Annotated in this window: 21 protein-coding genes and 2 riboswitches; of the genes, 5 read left to right on the top strand and 16 right to left on the bottom strand. The window is 25.4% G+C overall.

From position 1 onward, the window contains the following. Positions 1 to 46 precede the first annotated feature (46 nt). Positions 47 to 2,665 carry a SpaA isopeptide-forming pilin-related protein gene (locus tag JNUCC81_RS05780; RefSeq protein WP_454095717.1) on the bottom strand — a complete coding sequence of 873 codons (2,619 nt, stop codon included), beginning with the start codon at positions 2,663 to 2,665 and terminating at the stop codon, positions 47 to 49. 53 nt (positions 2,666 to 2,718) lie between these two features. Beyond that, positions 2,719 to 2,802, bottom strand: a riboswitch (cyclic di-GMP riboswitch). A gap of 16 nt (positions 2,803 to 2,818) precedes the next feature. Beyond that, positions 2,819 to 2,902: riboswitch (cyclic di-GMP riboswitch) on the bottom strand. Positions 2,903 to 3,182: 280 nt separating this feature from the next. Between JNUCC81_RS05780 and JNUCC81_RS05775 the strand changes: the two genes are divergently transcribed. Further along, positions 3,183 to 3,560, top strand: coding sequence for a VOC family protein (locus JNUCC81_RS05775; protein ID WP_454095716.1), 378 nt, complete (start codon positions 3,183 to 3,185; stop codon positions 3,558 to 3,560). A 275-nt stretch (positions 3,561 to 3,835) separates the two neighbouring features. On the opposite strand, the gene JNUCC81_RS05770 is transcribed toward JNUCC81_RS05775, so the two are convergent. The 4 genes from JNUCC81_RS05770 to JNUCC81_RS05755 all read right to left on the bottom strand — a co-directional run bounded on the left by JNUCC81_RS05770 (position 3,836) and on the right by JNUCC81_RS05755 (position 6,902). Then, a complete protein-coding gene (locus tag JNUCC81_RS05770) occupies positions 3,836 to 4,003 on the bottom strand; it encodes a hypothetical protein (RefSeq protein ID WP_454095715.1) in 168 nt (55 codons plus the stop codon). Positions 4,004 to 4,252: 249 nt separating this feature from the next. Next, positions 4,253 to 5,626, bottom strand: coding sequence for a metallophosphoesterase (locus JNUCC81_RS05765; RefSeq protein ID WP_454095714.1), 1,374 nt, complete (start codon positions 5,624 to 5,626; stop codon positions 4,253 to 4,255). 138 nt (positions 5,627 to 5,764) lie between these two features. Continuing rightward, a complete protein-coding gene (locus JNUCC81_RS05760; RefSeq protein WP_454095713.1) occupies positions 5,765 to 6,085 on the bottom strand; it encodes a hypothetical protein in 321 nt (106 codons plus the stop codon). A gap of 271 nt (positions 6,086 to 6,356) precedes the next feature. Then, positions 6,357 to 6,902, bottom strand: a complete 546-nt coding sequence (locus tag JNUCC81_RS05755; protein ID WP_454095712.1) for a cupin domain-containing protein — start codon at positions 6,900 to 6,902, stop codon at positions 6,357 to 6,359. A 196-nt stretch (positions 6,903 to 7,098) separates the two neighbouring features. On the opposite strand from JNUCC81_RS05755, the gene JNUCC81_RS05750 reads away from it, so the two are divergent. Then, complete coding sequence (locus JNUCC81_RS05750) at positions 7,099 to 8,355, top strand: GntP family permease (RefSeq protein WP_454095711.1); 1,257 nt, start codon at positions 7,099 to 7,101, stop codon at positions 8,353 to 8,355. An 87-nt stretch (positions 8,356 to 8,442) separates the two neighbouring features. Here JNUCC81_RS05750 and JNUCC81_RS05745 read toward each other — a convergent pair whose 3' ends face one another. From JNUCC81_RS05745 to JNUCC81_RS05710, 8 genes are all read right to left on the bottom strand, one after another. Then, entirely contained in the window at positions 8,443 to 9,474 is a 1,032-nt protein-coding gene (locus tag JNUCC81_RS05745) for a DUF4179 domain-containing protein (protein WP_454095710.1), read from the bottom strand. A 3-nt stretch (positions 9,475 to 9,477) separates the two neighbouring features. After that, positions 9,478 to 10,032, bottom strand: coding sequence for a sigma-70 family RNA polymerase sigma factor (locus JNUCC81_RS05740; RefSeq protein ID WP_454095709.1), 555 nt, complete (start codon positions 10,030 to 10,032; stop codon positions 9,478 to 9,480). 187 nt (positions 10,033 to 10,219) lie between these two features. Next, entirely contained in the window at positions 10,220 to 10,711 is a 492-nt protein-coding gene (locus JNUCC81_RS05735; protein ID WP_454095708.1) for a hypothetical protein, read from the bottom strand. Positions 10,712 to 10,966: 255 nt separating this feature from the next. Then, on the bottom strand, positions 10,967 to 11,572 hold the full coding sequence (locus JNUCC81_RS05730) for a hypothetical protein (RefSeq protein WP_454095707.1): 606 nt from the start codon (positions 11,570 to 11,572) through the stop codon (positions 10,967 to 10,969). 120 nt (positions 11,573 to 11,692) lie between these two features. After that, positions 11,693 to 12,298 (bottom strand): hypothetical protein, encoded by a 606-nt coding sequence (locus JNUCC81_RS05725; protein WP_454095706.1) that lies wholly within the window; start codon positions 12,296 to 12,298, stop codon positions 11,693 to 11,695. 92 nt (positions 12,299 to 12,390) lie between these two features. Beyond that, positions 12,391 to 13,029, bottom strand: coding sequence for a hypothetical protein (locus tag JNUCC81_RS05720; RefSeq protein WP_454095705.1), 639 nt, complete (start codon positions 13,027 to 13,029; stop codon positions 12,391 to 12,393). Position 13,030: 1 nt separating this feature from the next. Beyond that, positions 13,031 to 13,633, bottom strand: coding sequence for a hypothetical protein (locus JNUCC81_RS05715; protein ID WP_454095704.1), 603 nt, complete (start codon positions 13,631 to 13,633; stop codon positions 13,031 to 13,033). A gap of 106 nt (positions 13,634 to 13,739) precedes the next feature. After that, positions 13,740 to 14,345, bottom strand: a complete 606-nt coding sequence (locus JNUCC81_RS05710) for a hypothetical protein (protein ID WP_454095703.1) — start codon at positions 14,343 to 14,345, stop codon at positions 13,740 to 13,742. 318 nt (positions 14,346 to 14,663) lie between these two features. On the opposite strand from JNUCC81_RS05710, the gene JNUCC81_RS05705 reads away from it, so the two are divergent. Genes JNUCC81_RS05705 through JNUCC81_RS05695 form a run of 3 tightly spaced genes read left to right on the top strand, consistent with a single transcriptional unit; the run spans position 14,664 to position 16,202 of the window. Continuing rightward, the gene (locus tag JNUCC81_RS05705; protein ID WP_454095702.1) at positions 14,664 to 15,191 is read left to right on the top strand and encodes an RNA polymerase sigma factor; all 528 of its coding nucleotides are present in this window, start codon (positions 14,664 to 14,666) and stop codon (positions 15,189 to 15,191) included. Between the two features lie 16 nt (positions 15,192 to 15,207). Beyond that, entirely contained in the window at positions 15,208 to 15,528 is a 321-nt protein-coding gene (locus JNUCC81_RS05700) for a hypothetical protein (protein ID WP_454095701.1), read from the top strand. 2 nt (positions 15,529 to 15,530) lie between these two features. Continuing rightward, positions 15,531 to 16,202: a hypothetical protein gene (locus JNUCC81_RS05695; protein WP_454095700.1), complete on the top strand. Its 672-nt coding sequence runs from the start codon at positions 15,531 to 15,533 to the stop codon at positions 16,200 to 16,202. A gap of 43 nt (positions 16,203 to 16,245) precedes the next feature. Here JNUCC81_RS05695 and JNUCC81_RS05690 read toward each other — a convergent pair whose 3' ends face one another. The 3 genes from JNUCC81_RS05690 to codA all read right to left on the bottom strand — a co-directional run bounded on the left by JNUCC81_RS05690 (position 16,246) and on the right by codA (position 20,009). After that, positions 16,246 to 17,676, bottom strand: a complete 1,431-nt coding sequence (locus tag JNUCC81_RS05690; RefSeq protein WP_454095699.1) for an MDR family MFS transporter — start codon at positions 17,674 to 17,676, stop codon at positions 16,246 to 16,248. Then, a complete protein-coding gene (locus tag JNUCC81_RS05685; RefSeq protein ID WP_454095698.1) occupies positions 17,666 to 18,556 on the bottom strand; it encodes a TetR/AcrR family transcriptional regulator in 891 nt (296 codons plus the stop codon). Before JNUCC81_RS05685 ends, JNUCC81_RS05690 begins: the two co-directional genes overlap by 11 nt. 190 nt (positions 18,557 to 18,746) lie before the next feature. After that, positions 18,747 to 20,009, bottom strand: coding sequence for a cytosine deaminase (codA, locus tag JNUCC81_RS05680; RefSeq protein WP_454095697.1), 1,263 nt, complete (start codon positions 20,007 to 20,009; stop codon positions 18,747 to 18,749). Between the last annotated feature and the right edge of the window lie 42 nt (positions 20,010 to 20,051).

Below are 20,051 nucleotides of genomic sequence, written 5' to 3'. Positions count from 1 at the left end.
AAAAAGGGCTGTGAATTATTTTCACAGCCCTTTTATTTTAGTTATTTTATTTTTTTCTTCTTATATTTATAACTAATCCACCCATTGCTAATATACCTACACTTATATATGGCATAATACCTGAATCATAGGTTTTAGGGTTCCCATAGTTTTGAAGTTTATTTACGTTATTTTTTTTATCTTGTGCAATTTCTTTTATAGTTTCTTTAGGTTTGCTTTCTTTAATTTTTTTGTCTATTTCTTTTTCTTTTGGGGTTTCATTTGGTCTTTCTTCTTTAATGTTTTTGTCTGGTTCTTTTTCTTTTGGAGTTTCATTTGGTTTGTATTCTTTAGGATTTTTGTCTGGTTCTTTTTCTTTTGGGATTTCATTTAGTTTGTCTTTTTTAATGTTATTGTCTGGCTCTTTTTCTTTTGGGTTTTCATTTGGTTCATCTTTTTTAATATTTTTATCTGGTTCTTTCTCTTTTGGTGTTTGAGTTGGTTCATCTTTTTTTATATTTTTATCTGGTTCTTTTTCTTTTGGGGTTTCAACTATTTTATCCCCTCCACTATTTTTATCTCCTTCTATTTTATTATTATATATATTTCCTAAATCAACTGTAGTACCTAGGTCATCTTCCTTTATAGTAAACTTTATATATTCATTATTTAAATAGTATCCTTTTGGAGCTTTGGTTTCTTTTAGATAATATGTTCCTGGAGAAACTATCTTTTCTCTTATTATTCCTTCCTTATTACTAGTAACACTACCAATAATTTTTTTCTCTTTGTCTAGTATATCAAATGTAGCCCCGGATAATAAACTTTTAGTTTTTTTATCTAATTTAAGAGCTTTAAAAGCATATCCCTTTTTAGTCTCAACAGTATTAGTACTTGAATCTTTTATTTTAGCTACGTTTAATATTGTCGTTCCATCTTTTACATCACTAAAATCCGTCTTTATATTCACTTTATATATTTCATCGTAGTTCATATTTACACTATCATTAGTAACTTTTATTTTATTATTTACCTTATCAACTTTAAGGCTAATACCATTTGAATTATCTTCTATTTTTTCAGTTATATATTTACCATCTTTTTGCCCAATAATTTTATGCTTTTCAACGTTAACTACCATAATCTTAACATCTGGGTTAATTTTATCTGATAAATCTATATATCCCTTACTAAAAAATCCATGTGAGTCAATTTCTATAGAATAATTTACTATTTGATTATCTCCATCTTTAAGTGTATTTTTATCTACTTTTTTTATTGCATTTATAGAGCCTGAATCTTTTTCATATTTAACAGTTGAGTTTGCATTTGATGTTTCATTATTATAACTAATTGTTGCCTTATTTTTGTACTCTTCATGCTTATCTGTAACTACTAATCTATAATATATAAAGTATTTATTTTTAATATCTCCAAGATTTATAGTCATTTTGTTGTTCTTAACAGTAATCTTATCTTTACTATTTGGGTATATTTGATAATTACCTTTTGAATCATAATAATATATTGATGCACTTGATTCTTTATACTTTGTACCTTGTGGTAATGTATCATTTATTACTACATCTTTAATATTCTCTTTATTTTGGTTTACAACAAGTGTGTATCCAATTTCATCACCTATATCTGTGACTATACTATTTCCTTTTTTATCATGAAACTTCGTATTTTCATATTTCTTAATCATAGGTACTTCTACCTTTTTAGTTTTTAGCATAGATGAACTTTCAATAGTCTTTCCGTTTATATTTAATATTGCTGTATTTTTATAAGTTGGAAACTCTTCATTTATATTAACGTAGTATGAAATATCATATTTTGAGTTTATATTTCCAAAGTTTATTACTAGTCCATCTTTAGTTTTCTCAGTTTTTAAAAGTAGTTCTTTTGTTACGTCTTTTTTATTTCCTATGTATGGTGTTTCTTCTATTTTTAAACTATTTATATCTAGTTCTAACCCATTAGGCATTTTATCTTTTAAGACTACGTTATTTAAATTAGAGTATTTCTCATTAATAGAAACAATAAACTCCCATCTTTTACCAACAGCAGGAGCAGGTATATTTGCAGTTAATATACCATCAACATAATGACTTGCATTTTGTGCATATTTATTTAAATATCTATCTACTGCAAGATTATGTTCTTGCTTTTCTTTTGGGTCATCTGTTACCACTGGATCTATATTTACTAAATCAACATCTAAATATGTAGTATCGCCATTTAAACTAGCTTCAACTCTAACTTTTTTATCTTCATCAACTTTAGGTGCAAAAGCTCTAATACTTAAATATCCCCCTATACCATTAGTAAGTGCTTTTTCACTTAAAGTTGCTACTACTTTAGTTCCTTCTACTATGACATTATCAAAATGATCTTTAGGATAAGATGGTTTAATATCTCTAAATCCATCTGGGAGGTTAAATGTTATTACATTTCCTCCTTCTTTTAATTTTCCTAATTCTCCCGTTATACTATAGTTTAGTGTAAATTTAACTTCATCATTTTCTTTTATAGGATTTTTATTGCTACTTATTGATAGGCTAATATTTTTATTTGTATCTAAGGCAAATACATTTATGACCGGTGACATAAGATTTATCATTAAACTAACTACCACTAACATTGTTGTAAATAAAAAACTATACCTTTTATTACTTTTCATACTTACACTCCCTCTATTCATTTTTTGCAATAAAAAACCGACTTTAAACAATAATTGTTTAAAGCCGGTTGCATCACTAACTCCATATATCCCAGATGCCCACATACAGAATATACTTCCTCGTTTCTTTAAAAAAAAAGACTTTAGACATTAATTGTCTAAAGTCGGTTGCATCATTAACTCCATATATTCCAGATGCCCACATACAGAATATACTTCCTCGTTCCTTTATATAAATAATAGCACATGTCTATGCTTATTTCTATATTAGTAAGATTTTGATACTATTTTATATATATTAATTGATATAGTAAGTTCTTATTTTTTTATTTAACTAGTTATATATTTATTTTAGATATAATTAATCATGTATAATTTAGGAACAATTATATCTTTTTCTAGCACTTATGTTTGTTTTAAGTTACAAACATAAGTTTGACTAAATATTTAATTTATAGTATTATGATTTTAAGTAAATAATAATACTAAATAACGATACATAACTTCGGAGGATAACATGATCAATAAAATAGGCAAGATAACAATATATGTAGATAATCAAGATGATGCTAAAAAGTTCTGGACTGAAAAGTTAAATTTTGTAGTAAAATTTGAACAATCAATGGGTCCCATGACTTGGTTAGAAGTTGGTCCAAGTGAAAGTGAATTTACAACATTTGTTTTATATGATAAAAAAATGATGCTAACTCAAAACCCGTCTGCAAATGTTAATCATCCATCTATATTACTAAGTACTACTAATATAGAAAAATCATACAATGAAATGAAAGAAAATGGAGTTGAAGTTGGAGAACTTATGATTATGCCTTATGGTAAAATGTTCTCATTCAAAGACCAAGATAACAATGAGTACTTATTAAGAGAAGATAAATAATAAAAAGCTCTAATCATTAAATGATTAGAGCTTTTCTAATTGTATTTTTTAGGTTTTTAGTGTAGTTTTGGTGTAATATATACTAAAGACATGTAAGTATTGCTATAAGAAGTTCTTTAATAAATTTTTTTATATCTGTTTCTGGTCCTTTGATAACTAACTTATTACTATTCTTTTTACATTCACTCATATAATCATCTCCTTTATATAACACGATGAAGTAATTATCTTAAACTTAATAAATAATATTTTATGGGTAAAATATTACTTTTGATTTAAGAATTATTTTTAGATAAATATAAAAGACCGACGAAAATAATTAAAGAAATAGAGCTTAATATAATCCTCCATAAACTTCCAGAAAATAAAATTAAATATAAATCTAATGATATAAAACCAAGTATAGTTATAAATTGTGCTAGTTGCTTAAAATTTTTTTCCATAAAACCTCCTAAAAAAACTTATCATCAATATAAGGCATAATTGTAAAATTGATTAGAATTAAAAATATACCACCTACAATAAATATAAGACCTATACTCTTCATATTCATAGCATACTCCTTATACATCTAAGTTATAACAATACCTCCTGATTATCTTTTATAGTTACATTTAAATTTTATCATAATAAAAATTAAATTAATCAAAGGTGGTCTAAAATATAGAATTTATGGACTAAAATATATATTTCTATTTATATATATGAGTTAATTTAACAATAGGTTGATGAGTTATAGGATGTTCTTTACCTTCTTCAACCTTGAAATTATCATTTTCCTTAGGCATAATAGTTAAAACATTATCTTTATACTCTGATTTATCAAAATTTATACTATATCCTATTTTTCCTTTATGCCCATATAAATAGCAAACAACTTTTTTATTATTCATAAATACCATCTGCATCATATCATCATTTTCAGCTTCAGTGATATTTAAAAACTTATATCCTACAGTATCATATATTTTTTCTCTAGGAGTGTTTGATTTAAATACATACGCCTTGTCCCACTTAATAGGAACCACCTTTGATAAATTTATTTCTTTAACTTTAGTATCTAACATTGTGAATTCTGCTGATACTTTCCCATAATTATCACATAGTTGTTCTAGATATTTTTTACTTTCTTCAAATTGTGTTATTTCACTAGACTTATCAACTACATTCCATTTATTATTCTTTTTTTCTAATTTTAAATTTATTTTAGAAATACACTCTCCATGATCTCCTGGTTGAGTAACTATAACATTTTTTCCTGACTCATTTTTATAATCATGTTGCTTTATCTGTTCATGTGTATGACCTGCAACAATTGCATCAATACCCTCAACTTGTTGTGCCAAATCTTGTATTCTATTTCCTGGGTGTTTTGGCTTTTTAGGTTTTTCCCCTGTATGTGTAACTACTACTATAACATCAGCCTTATCTTCTTTCATTACCTTAACCCATTTTTTAGCATCTTCTACTAAGTCATTCATGTATAAGTCACCATATCCATCTGCTTTATCAAAATCTTTTAAGTCCTCACTATCTTCTCCTACTTCTTTTATAGTAAGACCTAATATTCCTAATTTTACAGTTCCTTCATTAGTTTTAACATCTTTTATTACATAAGGTTTTGTGTAGTTCTCTCCATTTTTCTTATATGTATTTGCTGATAATACACTTATTCCTTGTTTTTCAAAGTCAGATATCATATTATCTAAATGAAATTTATTATTAGATACAAATTCATGGTTTCCAAGTGTTACAGTATCATATCCAACTTCTTTCATTTCTTTTGCAATAGGTGCTTCCATATATTCGTCTCTTTTTCTTTTTTCAAAATATTTATTCATATCTCCTGAAGCTTCAAATCCTCCATCAAAAAAATCCCCTGCGTCTACTAAAGTAATATTTTTATCTTTCTTTTTTTCATTTTCTACATAAGAAGATAACTCATATGGTATTACTCCATGTAAATCTGTTGTTGCTAGTACCTTTATATCTGTTGTTTTGGTAGAAGTACATCCTGATATTAATAGTGTCGTTAATCCTAATACTCCCAATATTATCTTTTTCATAAAATCCCTCTTTTCCCCTTTTATAAACAATAAAAAATTTGCTTTGCTCAAGCTTAATAGTTGGAAATTATATTTATCCACAAGTCATATAAAATATAATTTCCTTATATGTAAAATAGCCAAACATTATTAAATACTTTATTTTAACTTATCTATATAGTTTTTAGCTTCTAAAAGTTGTGAATTAGTTAATTCTCTGTATCTTTTTACAGCTTTTACTTCTTCACCTTTTAAAATCATTTGTTTTAATTCATTGTCTATCTTTTCTATTTCCTCTTCAGTTAAGTTAACTTCACTTTTATTATTTTTAAGTGCCATTATATAACTAAATAGAAAACACATTGCTGATATAAAGTAAAGGATTCCTACAATAGTTTTCCCTCCTATTATATTAACAACAGCACATATAGAAAATAACATCACTAGTACTATTTCCCACCTAAATAACCTTTTCTTCATTCTCCTCACTCCCATTTTATAAATAATATTTTTAATTTATAAACTAATATTTGGCTATAATTTTAATTATCTTCTTAAAAATCATTTACATAATAATCCATCTTATTTTTAACATATAAATTCTAATTTTAGTTGGAAAATGGACTAAAACATAATAAAAACGGATTAAAATAATCTTTATGTCTAAAAATAGGTCTAAAGTTTATATTTAATACATAAAAAATACACACTAAAAATAGTGTGATTTTTATGTATTAATTGTTTTTTTTATTTATAATATAACTGCAAATATAACTTTTGCATCTTTATCCGATTTATTTTCCCAACGGTGATTTATACCTGCTGTTACTTTAACACTATCCTCTTTATTTAATACAAATTCTTCATCATCAAGATATAACAAAACTTCGCCTTCAAGTACATAAGCTATTTCATATCCACTATGATTTATATTTCCATTACTTGATGATGTATTTGGTGCAAGGGTCATAATTGCAAATTCAAAATTATCAGTTACTCCTGGGGCAAGTATTTCATAAATAACATCATCACTATTTGGAAGAATTACTTTTTTTCTATTGTCTTTTCTAACTATTAAGTCCTCTTTTACAACTTCTGATGTAAAAAATGTAAATAACGCTACATCTAAAGCTGATGCAATAGATTTTAATGAATTTACAGAAGGATTTGCAAGTCCTCTTTCTATTTGACTAAGCATAGATGATGTAACATTAGATAACTGTGCTAATTCTCTTATACTTAAGCCTTTATTTTTTCTTATTTGTGATATTTTTTCACCTATATTTATATCTGACATTGTAATCTCCTTATAAACTAAATCTTCTTATTTCATAATTTGAACCACTTTATTAAAATTATAGCATTTAAGTTCATTATAACATAATAAATCAATAAAATTAAATTGTATTTAATTAATTAAATTACATTTGACACCTTTATGCTTATTGTATAAAATCATAGATAATAGCTTTGACAATAGAGGGGGAATACATATGACAATAACAACCTTAGGGGCAACTATAGGGTTAATTGTAGCAATTATACTTATAATAAAGAAATTTGAACCATTTTACTGTTTAGTATTTGGTGCTTTAGTAGGTGGATTAGTAGGTGGTGCAAATTTAGTTGAAATAGTTGGGTATATGGCTATTGGTGCAAAAGATATGGCACCATCTATTCTTAGAGTAATGACATCAGGGTTTTTAGCTGCCACATTGATAAAAACAGGAGCAGTTGAAAAAATTTCTGAGGAGATAATAAAATTATTAGGACTTAATAAAGCTATTTTAGGAATTGTATTATCCGCAATGGTTTTAGCTGGTGTAGGAGTTGACTTAGATGTTGTTGTTCTTACAGTTGGGCCTATTGGAATGTCTATAGGACACAAATTAGGATATTCAAAATTAGCAATACTTTTAGCAGCATTAGGTGGCGGAAAAGCTGGAAATATTATTTCTCCAAATCCAAATACATTAGCAGCTGCAACTAATTTTAATGTTGATTTATCAAGTGTTATGCTTGCAAATATAATTCCTGCAATATGTGGAATTATCGTAACTACAATTTTAGCTAAATTATTAATTAATAAAGGTAGTAAAGTTGATATTGATATAAATATTAAAGAAGATGAGAATTTACCAAGTTTATTTGCGTCTTTAATCGGACCCATAGTTTCTATTGGATTATTATTTTTAGGAAATATATCTAGTATAATTATAGATCCACTTGTAGCTTTACCTATTGGTGCTGTTATAAGTATTATTGCTACTAAAAACCTAAAAAATACTAGAGAGTATATGTCTTTTGGAGTTGCAAAAATGCAAGGGGTTTGTATATTACTACTTGGTACAGGTACATTAGTTGGAATTATTCAAATGTCTAATTTACAACATAGTACTATAGGACTACTTGATATGCTAAGTGTACCACAATTTTTATTAGCACCTATTTCAGGTATGGTAATGTCACTTGCTACTGCATCTACTACTGGTGGGTCAACTATTGCATCGTCAACATTCTCACAGGCAATTTTAAGTTCTGGCTTATCTGGTGTTTCTGGAGCTGCTATGGTTAATGCCGGTGCTTGTGTATTTGAACATTTACCTCATGGTGCATTATTCCATGCAAGCACTCGAAGTGTTTCTATGGATATAACAGAAAGATTTAAGTTAATTCATTATGAGATAATTATAGGTGTTGTTATAGTTGTAGCTTCAACTATAGTTCAATTAGTTTTAATGAACTTGTAAATAAAAAGAGTGTATCTATTAAAATTATTTATTCTAAATGATACACTCTCTTGTATGTTATTTTTAATTAAAATTTAAGCTAATTTTTTATTTATTTAAGTTTATAGTAAACTCTTCACCTATTACTTTATAATCATTACTACTTTGTCCACTTGTTTTAGTTTCTTCTGTTGCATATGGAGTAAGTTTTAATTCCTTTGCATTTTCATTTACAAGACCATCTATACTCTCTATTTTAAATATACCCTGATCTCCTCTTACTCTAGATATATAGAATGTTACTTCATTTCCTAAATCATCATGTCCTCTAAGTTCCATATTGTAATCAGTACCTTGTGAATCTAATGAGAAGTAAATCTTTTGACCTACATCATTACTTGTGTATTTTTCTAATTTTATATTTTGACCATTGTCAAATGTAAATGAATTATCTAACTTTATTTCCTTTGTTTCTGCCCTTAATTCATCACCATTAACTTTAAATTCAAACACCCAAGGTCCTCTTATATCTTGCTCTCCAATATGACCTCTGCTATATTTAATTTTTATATCTATATCTCCCTTTAAATCATTTTCATCTATATTATCTAAACTATGAGATATAACAGACTCTGCGCTGTACTCATCTAACTGACTAGCACTACCACTAGCACCCTCACTTACATTTCTTCCATTTATATAAACATCTCCATCTAGAGAAATATCTCCCGCTCCACCTAATTTTTTATCACTTGTAGCAGTTGTTGAAACTATTAATTCATCATTATCTAGAATTACTTCATTTAATTTAACTTTTATTCCATTTTTAGTTATTCCTTGATTAACTACTGTTTTGTACTCAGCTATATCTTTTTTAATTCCTAATGCATTTGATATATCATATGCAATAACTCCTAGTGTTTCAAATGCATATGTACCTAAATTACTTCCTAAAATACCAAAACTTACTACTGCAACTGATGCTACTACAATACCTTTTTTATAAAAATCTTTTTTATTAACACTTCTTTTAAATTTATTTTTTATTTTCTTTTTTTCAAATTCTGTAAAGTCTTGTTTTTTATATTCATCTAAATCTATATTAGCCTCGTTTAACATTTCGTATATATTATTTTTCATATTTTACCCTCTACCTTCCGAAGTTTTAAATATACTTCTAATTTTTGACTTTCCTCTAGATACTCTATTGTAAATTACATCACGCTTTAATCCAGTTTCCTTAGCTATAATATCTATTTCTTTTTCTTCTACATATAGTTTAAAAAATAATTTTTTATCTTCTTCTTTTAAACAATTTAATAGATTTTCTAAGTCTCTGTTTAATTCATTTTTAGTTAGTTCTATGTGAACATCATCTTCTGTTTTTAAGTCTAGTGTGTCTATATTCTCTTTTTCCAAATCTTTTAAATATTTTCTTTTGTAATCAATAGCTTTATATTTAGATATTCCACCTACCCAGTTTTTAAAGCTATTTTTACTTTCATCAAAGCTACCTATGTTATTCCAAATTCCAAGTAATATATCATTTATACACTCGTCCTGATAACTATCTAAATTGTATAAGTGTTTTCTTACAATTGATTTAATAATCCAACCGTAGTTATCGATTACATATTCTAAAGCTTTTTCATTTTTGTTTCTAAGCTGAAGAATAAAGTTATCTTCTTTTATTTTCATATCTATTCCTTTCTTCCAATAAGCTTATTGTACTTATCCGTACACTTAATACTTCGTGTTCTATATTACTATATCTATCAAAAAATAAAAAAAGATAATTTTTCCTGTATATTAATTATGAATAAAATATCATCAAAAAATAAAAAGAATTACCAATTCTGGTAATTCTCTTTATATTTATATAAAATTATATAACTTTATTTTTATCTAATATGGCTTTAAATTTATCAATCTCTTCATTGTATATATACATGCGTTTAAATGTTTTATTATCATATTTCAAAACTAAATCCCTGTATTTTGTTCCTCTAAAAGAACTTTTAAAATTATAACTTTTAGCACTTTCAAAACTATAGAATTTACCATCGTCTAAAATCAACCCTTCTTTATATAATATACCTTTCCTTGAGCTGGCTTTAGTATATATAAACATAATTAAAAGACATAATATCCATATAATACTATTTATATCAACTATAAAAAGAGATTGTTCTTCAAAAGGTACTTTAGCAAAATTCTCCATTATATACTTAAAATCTAAACTATAATCTACCATCATAAATATAATAAAGTATATCCAAAATCTATCTGTTACTTCAATTTCTTTGCAATATAAGTCAATTCTCTCCGAAACCTTCTTCTTAGAGGCTTCCCTATAATTTACGCTCTTTATGCACATATATACAGTAGATATGGAAATTACAAAAATTAAGATAGTAAAAATATAAATATTTTCTATTATTAGAGATAAAATAAATAAACTTACACACAATACAACCAAAAATACAGTCAAATAAATCATCCTTTCTTAAATAACCTTCAATCTTAATGCTACCATCAAATTAATATTTAGTTATTAAAATGGACTAATATATGCTTTTTATGGAGTAAAATAAAATAATTACTATTATAAGTAATTATTTTTTATATAAAACTATACAACTTTATTTTTATCTAATAAAGCTTTAAACTTATCAATATCCTCATTATAAATGCAGACAGTTTTAACATTTTTATCATCATAAGTTAAAACTAAGTCTCTATATTTCATACCTTTAAAAGAAGTATTAAACTTATAATTTTTAACCTTATCAAAGCTATATAGCTTTCCATCACTTAAAATTAATCCTTCTCTGTATACTATCCCTTTCTTTGAATCAATTTTCTCATATATAAACATAATTAAAAAACATAGTGCCCATATAACACCATTTATAATAAATATAAATAGATATTGTTCCTTAAAAGAAACTTCAGAAAAGTTTTCTAATATATAATTAAAATTTAAATCATTACCTATATTTATTAATATAGGGAAATATATCCAAAATATCCCTATTCCTTCTTGTCCTTTGCAATATAAATCAACTTTACTTGAAACTTTATTCTTAGATTTTTTTCTATAAACTATAGTATTTACAAGTATATAAATTATGCATATAGAAAAAGTACCAACCACTATACTAAAAAAATAAATATTTTTTAGTATTATAGATAAAAAAACTATCCCTATTAGTAGGATAACTAAAAGTATGGTCAAATAAATCCCCTCCTTTTAAATAACTATCTACTTTAATACTATCATGAAATCGTTATTTGGTTATTAAAATGGACTAATATATACTTTTTATGGATTGAAATAAAAATAAAAAAAGAATTGCTATCCTTGGCAATTTTTTTCTAATAATTCTTTAAATTTATCAATATCATCCTTATAAATGCATACAGTTTTAACAACTTCACCATTATAGGTTAAAATTAAATCTCTGTATTTCATACCTTTAAAAGAAGTTTTAAACTCATAACTTCTAACATTATCAAAACTATATAACTTACCATTTTGTAAAATTAATCCTTCTTTGTATACTATACCTTTCTTTGAGCCAATTTTAGCATTTATAAACATAATTAAAATACATAATGCCCATATAAAACCACTTATGGTAAACATAAAAAGAAACTGTTCTTTAAAAGTAACCTTAGAAAAATTTTCTAAGATATACTTAAAATTCAAATCATCACATATTCTTAGGAATGTAGGCCATAACATCCAAAAAATAAACATTTCTCCTTGTTCTTTGCAATATAAATCACTTCTACTAGAAACCTTAGTCTTAGAAGTTTTCCTATCAATTATATTTTTTATGACTAAATATACTGAAAATACTGAAAATCCCAAAAATAATATAATAAAAAAGTAAATACTTTTAAATATAAAAGATAGAATACCTAATCCTATAAATAATAAACTTAAAAATATAACCAAATAGATCCCCCCCTTACTATATAGCTAATAATCCTAATGTTATCATGAAATCAATATTTAGTTATTAAAATGGACTAAAACAAGAAGTTATATTAACATTCATTATACGGTTCTTCATTCCATCTATCTCTAATATATAATCCTTCTATATTACATATGTATTTAACAATATCTATATTTCCATTTAACCCTAGATATACCCCACTATATAATCCATTTATATCTAATGCTATTTCTAAATCTAGCATATATATAGTTAAGTGGTTTCTTTCTCTTAATGCTAATTTCATTAATAAATTTATAGCATTATAATCAAAATCAATTTCTTTAAAATCAAATATATGATCTTTTATTACCTTAAGGTATTTCAATTCTTTTCTACTTAGAACTTTTTTTAAATGTTTTTTATTCTCAGAGTGAAAATATCCATCTGATATTATCATGTCATTACTGTAACTCATTATAAGCAATAATGCTCTTATAAATTTTTCTTCTTGCTTTAAATACCTTGTTTTATCTTTTTCTAAATCCCAAAAAGTATCTAATAGCCCATATGCAGATTCTGCATTCATTTGCATTGGAAAGCTATCTATCCCAAAGTATCTATTTTTTAAGACTTTCTTATCAGTTTCATCTACTTCTATATAGGGAAATTCTTCATATTCTTCATCAAAATAAAACCCAATAAAAACTTCCTTTAGTTTTTGCGTCAAATTTTTATATTTATTCATTTTATCGCCTTTCTAATAAATCTTTAAACTTATCGATATCTTCATTATAAATATATAAAGTTTTAATAGCTTTATTATCAAAGGTTAAAACCAAATTATTATATTTAATTCCTTTCCAAGATGTTTTAAATTCATAACTTTTAACACTATCAAAGCTATATAATTTACCATCACCAAAAAGGACTCCTTCTTTATATAATATCTCATTCTTTGATTTGACTTTAACATATGCACATACAATTAAAGGACATATAAGCCATACAGAACTGTTTATAGCAGCTATAAAAAGATACTGTTCATTAAAAGATGCTTTATAAAAGTTTTCTAAAACATAGTTAATATCTAATTTCCAATTTACAAATAGCATCATAAATATCCATGCTAGAAAAATAAATACCCCTATTTTTTGTTCTCTATAGTATAAATCAATTTTACTAAAAGTCTTAATCTTACAAGTTTTTATATTAATTATGCTTTTTATAGCGTTATATACCATATATATAGAAAGCCCAGTAAATACTATAATGAAAATGTAGATATTTTTAATTGCGTGTAATAATCCTATTGATAATGCCATTAATAATGGCATAAAAGAGTTTTTCAAACAAATCATCCTTTCTTAAATAAATATTAATCTTAATACTATCATTAAATTAATATTTATTTATAAAAATGAACTAATATATGTATTTTATGGAGTAAAAATAAAACTATATAGCTTTATTCTTATCTAACAAATCTTTGAACTTATCTACATCATCCTTATAAATACGTAAAGTTTTAACAACTTTATCATCATAAGTTAAAACTAAATCTCTATATTTAATTCCTTTTACAGATGTTTTAAATTCATAGCTTTTTGTACTATAAAAACTGTACAACTTACTTTTATCTAAAATTAATCCTTCTTTATATATTATCCCTTCCCTTAAGCTAATTTTAAAATATATAAATACAATTAAGATGCCTGATATCCATAAAATACCATATATGTTAATTACAAATTGTAACTGTTCTGAAAAGGAAACTTTAGAGAAGTTTTCTAATATATATTTAATCTTTATATGATAATCTATATTTATAAGAATAATAAAAAACGTCAAAAGATTTCCTGTTACTCCTAATTCTTTGCAATATAAATTCATTTTACTAGATATCTTTCTCTTAGAGCTTTCCATATAAACTATATTTTTTATAGATTCATATAACGAATATATAGAAATTCCAAAAATCAGCACATTTAAAAGGTAAATATTTTCTATCATAACAGATAAAATAACTCCTCCTACAAGTAATAATTCTAAAAACGTAATCAAGCAACTCACCCCTCCCTAAATATCTGTCATCCTTGATACTATCATAAAATCAATATTTAGTTACAAAAATGGACTGATATTTAGTTTTTTAGGACTAAAATAAAATTTTTGTATTTATTTTATATAAGTTGATATTGTAGACTTTTATATGAAATACTATGTCTATAGTTTTTCTACTATTTTCCTAATTTTGTAGTTTAATTACTTATATTTATATAAAAATACCAATCTAAAATATAAATTTAACTTTAAATAAAAAATTTTTTATATTTTTTCAAACAAAATAAAACTTCATTCGTATATATATGATGAAAGGAGATGAGGAAAGTTTTTAATATAGAAAGCATGATTGACGTTTATAAAGATGACATTTATAAACTTTGCCTTAAATTAAGTGATAATAAAGTTGATGCTGATGATCTTTTCCAAGATACTTGGTTAAAGATATATAATAATTTTCATAAATTAGAAGAACAAAAATCTGTAAAAAACTGGCTATACACAATTTGCATTAATACTTACAGAGATGAATACTCAAAAAAGAAGAGATGGCTAAATGTCATAACAAATTTTTTTGATTCTAAAATTAAACATGAAGTTATGGAAAGCCAAAGCTTAGAAATAGATGAAACAGAATCTATAGTTTTTAATAGTATTGAAAAAGAAGTAATTCAAAATCTTATAAAAGGTTTAGACGAAAAATATAAACTTCCAATAATACTCTACTATTATTTAGATTACAGTTATAGCGATATTGCTAATATTTTAAAGATTCCAATTGGAACTGTAAAGTATCGACTTAATAATGGAAAGAAACTACTTAAAGAAAAACTTAAAAGTATTTAGTACAAGGAGGTACATAATGAAAGATAATGAATTTGATATATTCATTAAAAATAGTTTAATAGATGAAAATGATTTAAAGCCCGAAAAGGTCTTAATAGAAGCAACTAAAAATTTAATTAAAAAACAAAAAAAGCGTGATTTATTTATAAATAAAATATATATACTTTGCTTAAGCGTTGTATGTTTACTATTCTCAATTAAAGCAATTAATTTATCTATACAAAGTGGAAATGTTATTATGAAAAATAGCTTAATTTTCGGTATTTTAGCTACTTTAATTTTAAATTTCGTTTACAGACGCGAAATAATATCTTTTCTTAAAATAAAAGGAGAATAAACATGGATACACTAACTTTAGCCATTGTATTTTACATTTTATATATTATAACAAAGTTATTAATAACATTTGATGTATATAAAGATGCAAAGTCATTAAATTTAAAACCCTATATTTGGGCCTTAGTCCTAATGTTATGCCCAAATTATATTGGATTTGTATTTTATTTAATTATTAGGACTATAAAAATCACTAAGACAGTTAATGAAATGGAGAAAAATATAAATATGAAAAATTTTAAAATGCCAGTTTTATTAATAATATCAATTTTACTTCTTGGAAGTGCTTATTATTTCTTGGGTAATTTCTTTAGTGATGTATCTAGCTCTAAGTTTAACAGCTACGAAGATGCCAAAACTATAATTGAACATGGTTGGATTCCAGATAATATACCCAGTACTGCAAAAGAAATTTATGAGGTACATAACTTAGATACAAACGTAGGTAATGGTACTTTTAAGTTATCTGAAACTGAAGCTAAAAAATTCGTTTCAACATTAAATCCAATAAAAAAAGATGAAGTACTAAAGATACAAAGTATTGATAAAAAATGGTGGAACAAAGAAGAAATTAAAAAGGATATTAAAAGTAATAAACTAATATTAGGAGAAAAAGATGATTTTGTTTATGCAGTTAATCCAAATGGTACTGTATATTTCTGGTTAAAAAAATAAATCTGTAAGGACAGTTATTAAAATTAACTGTCCTTACAGATTTTTAATTTAATACAGATTCTTTACAATCTATATCTATACCTTTATCATTTTTATCTTTATCTTTTACATAAATTAATGATATTACTAGTCCTACTAATATTATAACCGTTGCTATTTTAAACGATGTATTCATACCTTCTATTTCTGCTAAGGCTTTTGATGTACTTAGGCTATGTTTTGTAACTGTAGTCATTACAGTTATAAGTATAGATGAACCTATAGCACCAGATACTTGACGTACAGTAGAATTTATAGCACTACCATGTGATATTTCCTCTTGCTTTAGTGAATTTAATCCCCATGTTGTAACTGGCATTAATAAAAGTGTTATTCCTATCATTCTTATTGCGTACATAATTGTTAAAATTGCTATTGATTTAGTTATTGTTAATGTAGAAAGCTCAAATGTCCCTAATCCTAATAACAAACAACCTAATATAGCTAAAGTTCTAAATCCATACTTATCTAATATATTACCTGCAATAGGGCTTAAAATTATCATTGCTATAGAACCTGGTAGCATTATTATTCCTGGTACCATAGCAGACATACCTCTTACTGATTGTATATATATAGATATAATAATAGAAGCAGATGTCATAGCTGTATATACTATTATAATTAGTACTGTACTTATTATAAAATTACGACTTTTAAATACTCTAAGTTCTAATAAAGGCTCTTGTACTTTTAATTGTCTCCTTGCAAATAATATAAGAGATACTATACCTATAATTAATGGAATATATGTTAATGGACTGATTATAGAATAAGCACCTATATTAGATACTCCAACTAAAATACCTCCAAATCCAAAAGTAGATAAAATTAATGATATGATTTCAAGTTTAGATTTTTTAACTTCCATTATACTTCTTAAGAATAAAAATGCTAATACTATATTAACTAACGTAATAAAGGCTAATATATAAAATATTACTCTCCATCCTAAATTATCGATTATATATCCTGCAGCTAATGGCCCTATAGCTGGTGCTACTCCTATTACGAATCCATAAATACCCATTGCTTTACCACGCTCTTCTTTTGGGTATAGATTAATCATGGCAACTTGAACCGATTGCATTATTATACCAGCACCAATAGCTTGAAGTATTCTAGATACTATCATAATGCCAAAGTTTTTAGCAAATATAGATATTATACATCCTACTAAGAATAAAGCCATCGATGTAATAAATAAATTTTTAATAGAAAATCGATTTATTAAGTAAGCGGTTGAAGGAATCATAATTCCTAAAACAAGCAGATAAACTGTTGTTAGCCATTGTGCTGTACCTGCATCTACATTAAAAGTACACATTATACTTGGTAATGCCGATGTTAATACAGTTTGAGTGAGTGATGTTATTAGAGATCCCATCATTAATACTAATATAATAAGATTTCTAGTTTTTTTATTATCTATCATTACTGTCGTCCCCTAACTGATACTTTATACTTTTTAATTCATTTACTTCTCTCTTTACCGATTTTTCTTTTTCTAGATATGCTATCATTGCATCCATCATTAGTGAATTATAATTTTTTAATTCATACTCTTTTTCCACTGTCAAAATAGCTTCATTAAGTTTTTCATTTAAGTCATTTTTTTCCACTTTAATTTTCATATCTTTGATTACTTCTAAAAACCTTTCATGTAAATCTAACTCTATTTTTAATTCACTATCTTTTTCAACTGTGAAAAAAATATTTTCTTTTATTGTACATTTATTATTTTTTAAATTCTCTAGATTTAGTTCTATCTGCTTTAAAGTAAAGTCAAATACATAATCTTTATCTAATTCTTTTTTATTTAAACGATAAATTAAGTTAAATTCATGAGTTATACTATCAATTACAAATATAAGTTCCCATATAAATGGCTTAATCTCTTCTCCATATATCTCAATTAAACTATCATAGTATACTTTTACTAATTTAGATTTAATTATATTTTTTATTTCTTCAACTGGTTTTCCATTTATCTCTGAAAATGATCCTAAAATGTATAAGTTAAAATACCTATTTGATTCTAAATATTCTAATACAATATTTATTTTTGACTTTAATTTTTCTTTAGATGTTTTTTGAATATCTTCATCTATTAATCTAGATTTACTAAGAAATTTATTGCTTGAATAGCGTAAAATCTCCTCTACTAGATTTTCTTTAGTAGAAAAGTATTTATAAAATGTTGATTTTGATATTTTACATTCTTTTACTATATCATCGATTGAGGTATATTTGACGCCATAACTGTTAAAACATTTTTGTGCTACATTCATTATTAATTCTTGCTTTATATCCATTATAAACCTCCAAAATAACTTTACAAAACTACTTAGTACTATTAAGTACTCATTAGTACTAAACAGTACTTATTAAGTATACAGTACATTTTTTCTTTAGTCAATTGCATAATATCAATGTTTCAAGATAATAAAAAAACAATTAAAAAGGACTAAGCCAATACTGGCTTAATCCTTTTTAATATGATAACTATTTTAATAATGAAATTTTTGTATTAATTACTTCTGGCTCTCTTTTAAATAAGAATTCACCTTTTCTAACAGAACAATTAACTCCAACTCTTTCTAATATTGCATCAAATTCATTTTTTGCATTTAATACTATAAAGTTAGCATCCTTACCTTGTGCTATGCCGTATTTATCTTCTATATGAAGCGTTTTAGCACCATTTACTGTAATTAAGTCTAGGGAATTTTTAATTTCTTCAAATGACATCATATGGCAAATATGAATTCCTGCATCAAGGATATTCATTAAGTTTCCGTTTCCAAGTGGATACCATGGATCTGAAATTGAGTCTTGTGCAAAACAAACATTAATACCTGCATCATTTAATTCTTTAACTCTTGTAAGCCCTCTTCTTTTTGGATATGTATCATATCTTCCTTGTAAATGAATATTTTCAGTTGGGCATGATATAAAATTAAGCTTTGATAATGCTAAAAGTTTAAATAGCTTAAAAGTATATGCATTATTGTAAGAACCCATAGCACAAGTGTGACTTGCTGTTGTTAGCTCTCCAATTCCATTCATATAAGCTTCAGCAGCTAATAGTTCAAGGAATCTTGATTGTTCATCATCTGTTTCATCACAGTGAATATCAATTAATTTGTTATATTTCATAGCAAGTTCTACAGTTTTTTTAACAGATTTCTCTCCCATTTCTCTTGTGAATTCAAAGTGAGGTATAGCTCCTACTACATCAGCACCCATTTTTAATGCTTCTTCTACTAATTTATCCCCATCTTTATATGAATACATTCCCTCTTGAGGAAATGCTATGATTTGTATATCAACAACATCTTTTACTTCTTCTTTTAATTCCATAATCGCTTTTAAACAAGTAAGCTTTGGATCTGTTACATCTACATGAGTTCTAAGATATTGAGTTCCATATAAAATCTCTTTTTTTAGTGCAATTCTAGCTCTGTCTTTTATTTCATCTATTGTCATATTTGATTTTGTCTCAGACCATCTTTGAATTCCTTCAAATAAAGTTCCTGTTCCGTTATTTGCACCAGCCATACGAGCTGTATATACATAATCTAAATGAATGTGTGGGTCAACATAAGGTGGAACAACTAGATTTCCTTCTAAATCATAAGTCTCTACATCTTTATATTTTTTTGAAAGATTTGGACCTATTTCTTTGTATTTTCCATTTTCAACAAGTAAATCAACTAATGTTTCATTTCCTTTTAATCTAGCATTTTTAAATAATATTACTTTCATTTTAATAATCCCCCTTCTATTATTTTTAGCTATTTTATTAGC

The sequence above is a fragment of the Faecalimicrobium sp. JNUCC 81 genome (assembly GCF_053667625.1).
The sequence above is the reverse complement of the archived record's forward strand: the minus strand, read 5'-3'. Positions and strand labels throughout refer to the sequence as shown.